Source organism: Pseudoalteromonas sp. Isolate6 (assembly GCF_022398435.1).
In the GTDB taxonomy this organism is placed as follows: Bacteria; Pseudomonadota; Gammaproteobacteria; order Enterobacterales; family Alteromonadaceae; genus Pseudoalteromonas; species Pseudoalteromonas galatheae.
Genome location: NZ_JAKEVK010000253.1, coordinates 1 through 5,798, shown reverse-complemented (window position 1 = coordinate 5,798; position 5,798 = coordinate 1). Strand labels below are relative to the sequence as shown.

6 protein-coding genes are annotated in these 5,798 nt (G+C 42.7%); 1 reads left to right on the top strand and 5 read right to left on the bottom strand.

Going from position 1 to position 5,798, the window contains the following annotated elements:
* Window positions 1-50: 50 nt before the first annotated feature.
* The gene (locus tag L1D50_RS20915) at window positions 51-221 is read left to right on the top strand and encodes a DUF2986 domain-containing protein (RefSeq protein WP_239966738.1); all 171 of its coding nucleotides are present in this window, start codon (window positions 51-53) and stop codon (window positions 219-221) included.
* Between the two features lie 162 nt (window positions 222-383).
* Here L1D50_RS20915 and L1D50_RS20910 read toward each other — a convergent pair whose 3' ends face one another.
* The 5 genes from L1D50_RS20910 to L1D50_RS20890 form a co-directional block, all read right to left on the bottom strand.
* The gene (locus L1D50_RS20910; protein WP_239966737.1) at window positions 384-782 is read right to left on the bottom strand and encodes an immunity 22 family protein; all 399 of its coding nucleotides are present in this window, start codon (window positions 780-782) and stop codon (window positions 384-386) included.
* 271 nt (window positions 783-1,053) lie between these two features.
* Window positions 1,054-1,437 carry a hypothetical protein gene (locus L1D50_RS20905; RefSeq protein ID WP_239966736.1) on the bottom strand — a complete coding sequence of 128 codons (384 nt, stop codon included), beginning with the start codon at window positions 1,435-1,437 and terminating at the stop codon, window positions 1,054-1,056.
* A gap of 126 nt (window positions 1,438-1,563) precedes the next feature.
* On the bottom strand, window positions 1,564-2,967 hold the full coding sequence (locus tag L1D50_RS20900; RefSeq protein WP_239966735.1) for a coniferyl aldehyde dehydrogenase: 1,404 nt from the start codon (window positions 2,965-2,967) through the stop codon (window positions 1,564-1,566).
* Between the two features lie 355 nt (window positions 2,968-3,322).
* The gene (locus tag L1D50_RS20895) at window positions 3,323-4,771 is read right to left on the bottom strand and encodes an SLC13 family permease (protein ID WP_239966734.1); all 1,449 of its coding nucleotides are present in this window, start codon (window positions 4,769-4,771) and stop codon (window positions 3,323-3,325) included.
* 12 nt (window positions 4,772-4,783) lie between these two features.
* Window positions 4,784-5,734 (bottom strand): porin, encoded by a 951-nt coding sequence (locus L1D50_RS20890; protein WP_239966733.1) that lies wholly within the window; start codon window positions 5,732-5,734, stop codon window positions 4,784-4,786.
* Window positions 5,735-5,798 lie beyond the last annotated feature (64 nt).

The window sequence follows — 5,798 nt, the reverse complement described above, 5'->3', positions numbered from 1 at the left end:
TCTGCTAACACTAAGGTAAACTAGCACTTCATTCATAATGGTCTTTGAAAATGAACCGCAAAAAGAAAATTTACGAAACCCTAAAGAAAAAAGACAAGCGTGCTAATGCTAAGCTCCACAAAAGCAACAAACCGCGCTACATCTCAAAAGCAGAGCGTGAGAAAATCGCAGCCCAACAGCAAGACGGAGATGACTTAAATAGCGCAACCAACGAGTCTTAATTGCTCGAATACTTATCTCCTTCGACTCATAAGATCACTGTAAACCGCCTCAAAGTGTGCTCCTAAAAAGTAACCTGTGCTTTAATACTGCACTCACTGAATTGCGCAGGCAACTTTGTGTAAATTGCGTTATTCATCACAACTTACTGGGAGCGAGTTACCTCAAATTTGATACTCAATTTTACCAACATAATGTAACTTAAATTCATCTGTTATAACCGATTTAGGCTTAGCTATCTCACGAACAGTGATGAATACAAAGAAATTTATACCAACTAGCTTCCGTTCTGCACATCGCTTTTCAAGCTCCTCTGCATATTGCTCACTATAAGAGTAACCTTCGACTAATTCTTTGATACTTGACACTGAATTGTTAAAACCGTATTCAATGAAATCATGATCGTACCAATGTTGCTCTTGATCCTTGGCGAACTCGGATAGGGGTGTGTACTCTCGGTCTTCATCTTCGGCGTTGTAAATTTCTTCGAAATACTCGCAAGCTCGCCTCTCTGACGGAAAGGTACCTAGCCAAAAGTCACAGTGCTCTGTTGTTTGTATCATCTCAATTTCCCCGTCAATCTAACGTTTATTATTTAACTAGGTGTTTGCATAAGAAATGAGCCAACTCATTGTTTTTAAGAACATATTAGAGCATTCCCTTATCTAGCCCGAGAGCTTTGGGGATGACGCTGCTTCCACGTCCTGCTCATGTTGAGGTACCTATATCCCGTAGGCAACGCGCAAGTTTCTATTTAGTGTTCTAAATGAGAGTTTTTAGCAAAGTTAGCTCAGCTCCACTCCTTCAAGTTGAGCAAATAAAGATAAATTGGTATCACATACGGGTAGCTTCAATTTCTTCAATTAAACCCTGCTTTTTCAACTCAGAGGTGATGGCACCGCTTGTGCGCCCATGAATATCAGATAGCTCGCCTATAGATATATTTGCATGAAAAGCATGGGTTAACCTTTTTCGCTCTTCCTCTGTCCAAGGAAGCCCTGCGTTCTTCGGAAGGCCTTTTGAAATGTTCTCTTGCTGTTTTTGCTCTACTGACTTTTTACCTTTTTTTGACTGTTTTAAAGCCCCAACAACAGTAAACAATGACCTTATAACTTCAGGGTTATTGTAAGGAGAAGTATCGGGTAGCACTTCACCTGAAGTTGGATCAATACCATTTGCTAATGCTTCCATGTTTTTTAACGCTGTAGAAATATCCATATGTCCTCCAATCCTTTGATTGACTTTAGTGTATAAATAGTAACGTATGCGCGAACATACGTTCATTATTAATAGATTCGTTGCGCCGCAAGCAGGCTGTACTATGCTTGTCCGATACGCTCGATGTTATTTTTTCCTCAAAAAGAGCCACTCCAATGGCTTTGTAAGCAGCTTTGAATGGCTAAGCAGCATCTTGTTGCGCCATTTAGTGTTATTAGACTGGAGTATAGGCTTTTTATGGCTAAAGGTATAAAAGCCTTCTTCGCCATGATATTGACCCATACCAGAGTGACCTAGGCCACCAAAGGGTAAAGACTCAACTGCCACCTGCACTATGGTTTCGTTGATAGCTAAAGTACCCGTTGCGAGCTCCTTTGACACTTTATTTATGGCGCCCTGAGATTGCGTAAACAAATAGCTCGCAAGTGGTGTGGTGTCGTCTCTAATGTGGCTCATTGCATCATTTAAGTTGGATATTTTTAGAATGGGCAAAATCGTTCCGAATAGCTCCTCTTGCATCACCCTCATACTTCTGTTGACCTGGGTAATGATATGCAGAGGGAGCTGACGATTGTCGCGTGCGGTCTCAGCTTGCCACACATTCGCGCCTTTACTTCTGGCATCAGTAATAATGTCATTTAAGCGCTGAAATTGTCTGTCGTTAATAATTGAAGTTTGGTTTTTTACACCTACTTTCGATTTATATGTTTTTTCGTAGTGCTGTTTTAGCTCAGTAATAAATACGTCGTATTTTTCTTCGTGCACTAATACATAATCTGGTGCAACACAGATTTGACCTGAATTTGAGAGCTTACCCATTAACACGCTCATCGCAGCGCCGCTGATATCGGCGTCATCAAGCACTATAACAGGTGATTTCCCCCCTAACTCTAAGGTGACCGGCGTGAGATTTTTAGCCGCAGCCGCCATCACCTTTTTGCCAACTGCTGTTGAGCCTGTAAATAGCAAGTGATCGAATGGCTGTTCAGTAAACGTTGATGCAATATCAGGCCCGCCTTCAATGACGCACACTTCATCGTCCAATCCTTTAAAAATGGCTCTTATCACTGTATTCACCTTGGGAGTGAACTCGCTTAACTTAAGCATAACTTTGTTACCAGCGGCGAGGGCGGTAATCACGGGAACAATCGCCAACTGAATTGGATAATTCCACGGGGCTATCACGCCCACGACTCCTTTTGGCACAATCTCAATTTTTGCCTTAGATGGTAGCCACTGCGCACCGGGTGAACGATGCTGCACTTTGCTCCATTTGCGCAGGTGCTTCGCGATATAATCAATCGAATTGATGCAAGGCATGATGTCTGCAATCACGGTATCGAATCGACTCCGAGTACCAAAATCCTGATCTGCCGCCTCGACTAATTGATCTTGCCGCTGCAACATGCGTGATTTTATTTCGGTTAATAGACGTAAACGCTTTTCAAGCGCGGGATAAGGTTCTTGGTTAAAGCGACTTTTTAACTGAGTAAATGTAGCGATTAGGGTGCTGGTATTATCTTCAATCATTATCAGGTCCTGCTAATGTCTAATTCGAATATAGCAGGGAAAAAACAACGGGTCTATCTTCAAAAAACTAGGTTTTATACCAATTGTATTAAGTAAATGAACTATTTTGATGCGGAAAAATAGCTTTAGTAGCTCCGCTCTCGCGTCCTGCTACCGCCAAGGTACCTATATCCATATAGGCAAGGCAAAAATTTTGCTATTTAGTTGTTCTAAATGAGAAATTTTTAACGACGCTAATATGGTATTTTGCCCTTCAAATAGGTTGGAGAGTTAACACAATTGGTATTACTATAGAGACAGGCTGCGTATGACCGAGTTGCCCTTCGATGGACACAGCCTGTGGAGAATGGCAACTTTAAAACCTTAGTATGCTCCTTGCCAAAGTCAAGGTAACAATTGTAATTAGCCCTATCGCGACCAAGTTTAAAACAAATCCAGCTCTTATCATGTCTTTAATTTTAATCTCACCCGAGCCAAATACGATGGCATTTGGTGGTGTTGCAACGGGCATCATAAAGGCACAACTGGCCGCGATTGCAGCTGGGATAACCCAAGCTAAAGGTGAACCTGTGATTGATTCAGCCACCGGACCAAGTAAAGGCAAAAAGCCTGCTGCCGTTGCGGTATTACTGGTAATTTCCGTTAAGAATGTAATAAGTGCGGCAACAACAAGCACGCCAATTACTAAGCCCATGGCATCCGCGCCCGCAAGTAAGTTAGCGATGTAATCGGCAAGTCCTGAAGATTTGATCTGTGCTGCTAGTGATAAACCACCGCCAAATAATAGCAAGATACCCCAAGGCACCTTAGCCGCGCTTTCCCAATCTAAAATACGTTCGTCACTTCCCGACTTGGCTGGAAGCACAAAGAGTAACAGTGCAGCCGCAATTGCAATGCCAGTATCTGACAATTTAAGACCCGTAACATCACCAATTAGCGGCCTAAAGATCCAGCATACTGCCGCTAAAATAAATACCGCAAAAACCCCTTTCTCCGCACGAGACATTTCTCCTAGTGCTTTTAATTGGGAAGTAAATAACGACTTAGTATCAACATTAATTTCTTCTTTATCGACCTTGTAAGTCACTTTGGTCAACCAAAACCAAGCAAATGCCAGCATCACCAAAGACAGAGGCACACCAATCATCATCCAAGTGGCAAAACCAATCTCAATTTGATAACTATCTGATAAATACGCAGCCATTAACGCATTTGGTGGCGTACCGATTAAGGTTGCAATGCCACCAATGCTTGCACCATAAGCGATAGAAAGTAATAGCGCTTTAGCAAAGCTCTGGCTATCTCCCCCCTGCTCTTTCACTAAGTGAATAACCGAGAGCGCAATAGGTAACATCATGACCGCCGTTGCCGTATTCGACATCCACATGGACAAAAATGCTGTCACGCCCATCATCGCCAAGATCTGTATGCTTGGTTTAGTGCCTGCGAACAACATCGTATTCAGCGCAATACGTTTATGCAGCCCCCACCTTTCCATGGCAATCGAGAGCAAAAATCCACCAAGGAATAGATAAATCAAAGGGTGCGCAAAGGGCGCGGCGACCGCTTTAATAGAAGCAATGCCAACCAAAGGCGAAATAACCAAGGGTAATAAAGAGGCTGCTGGAATAGGTACTGCTTCCGTTATCCACCAAGAGGCTAGCCAAAACGCTAAGCCAGCGGTTCTCCATGCCTCAACCGACATGCCAGATGGTGGCTCAACCGAACAGATCACTAACATAACTAAGGGACCAAGCCACAGAAACAGCTGCGTTTTTATCGTTTTTTTATTCTCTTCTGTCATTGTCTTGAGCCTTTAAAACTTGTATTTTAAGCCAACTGCGATGCTAGTATCGTCTTGCGTTTCAAGGTCGAGCTGCGTTGCCATCACATATAAGTTAGTTTGTTTATCAAAAATATAGTCTGTACCTAGCGTCCACTGAGTTGCATCTTCGCTGTGACGTAATCCGCTTGAGTCCTTGGCAAACTGTAGTTTCGGACGCCAATTATCGTCGAGTTGATAACTTGCACTTAGTACATAACCATTTCCTGATTTGTCTTTCGCTAGATTTTCGCTGTCTTGGATAATGGCTCCAAGTTGTAGCTTTTGCCACTTATAAGCCACTGCGATACGTGTAGCAACTAAATTACCAATACTGTCTGTATGGCTTAAGACAACATAGTAATCTTTACTTTTTAATGCTCGGTCACCATAAATTGCGGTTGCTGCAAATCCGGTTTCATCGTTGCTCGCGTCGTCTTTAGGTGTGTAGGTCAGAGAAAAAGAAAAGTCGTTCCATTTAGGTGAAGAATAGGTAATTGAATCACCAACTCTGTCTTGGCCAGCTAGCACTTGGGCAATATCACTTTGGGTTTCGTTGAATTGATCGATTTTACCTTCACTGAACTTAAAACGCGTGTCGTTCCTGCCCACTAAAACTGTACCAAATTTACCTTCAAGGCCAACATAGGTATTCCTTGCTGAAAATGGCTCGGTGGTATCGTCGTGTTCAAAACCTTTAACTTGTACTTCATATTTGTAGACGAGTTTTAGATCGCTTGATAAGCCGTGAGTACCTTTTACACCAATTCTTGAAAATGGCGCGTCAATTTGTGTGCCCTCTTTGGTATAGCGCATCACCCCTTTGTCGGTGTTGGCAATTTGAACTTCTGCTTTACCATAAATGCTGTAGTCTGCGGCTAGCGCAGAGGCTGATAACGTTGCACTGGCAACTGCCACCGCCACTAAAGATTTACTTGCTGTCATAACTTGTCTCATTTTTTGATTATTGTCGCTAAAGACAACGCAATTCTGAGACCAGAGTTTATTT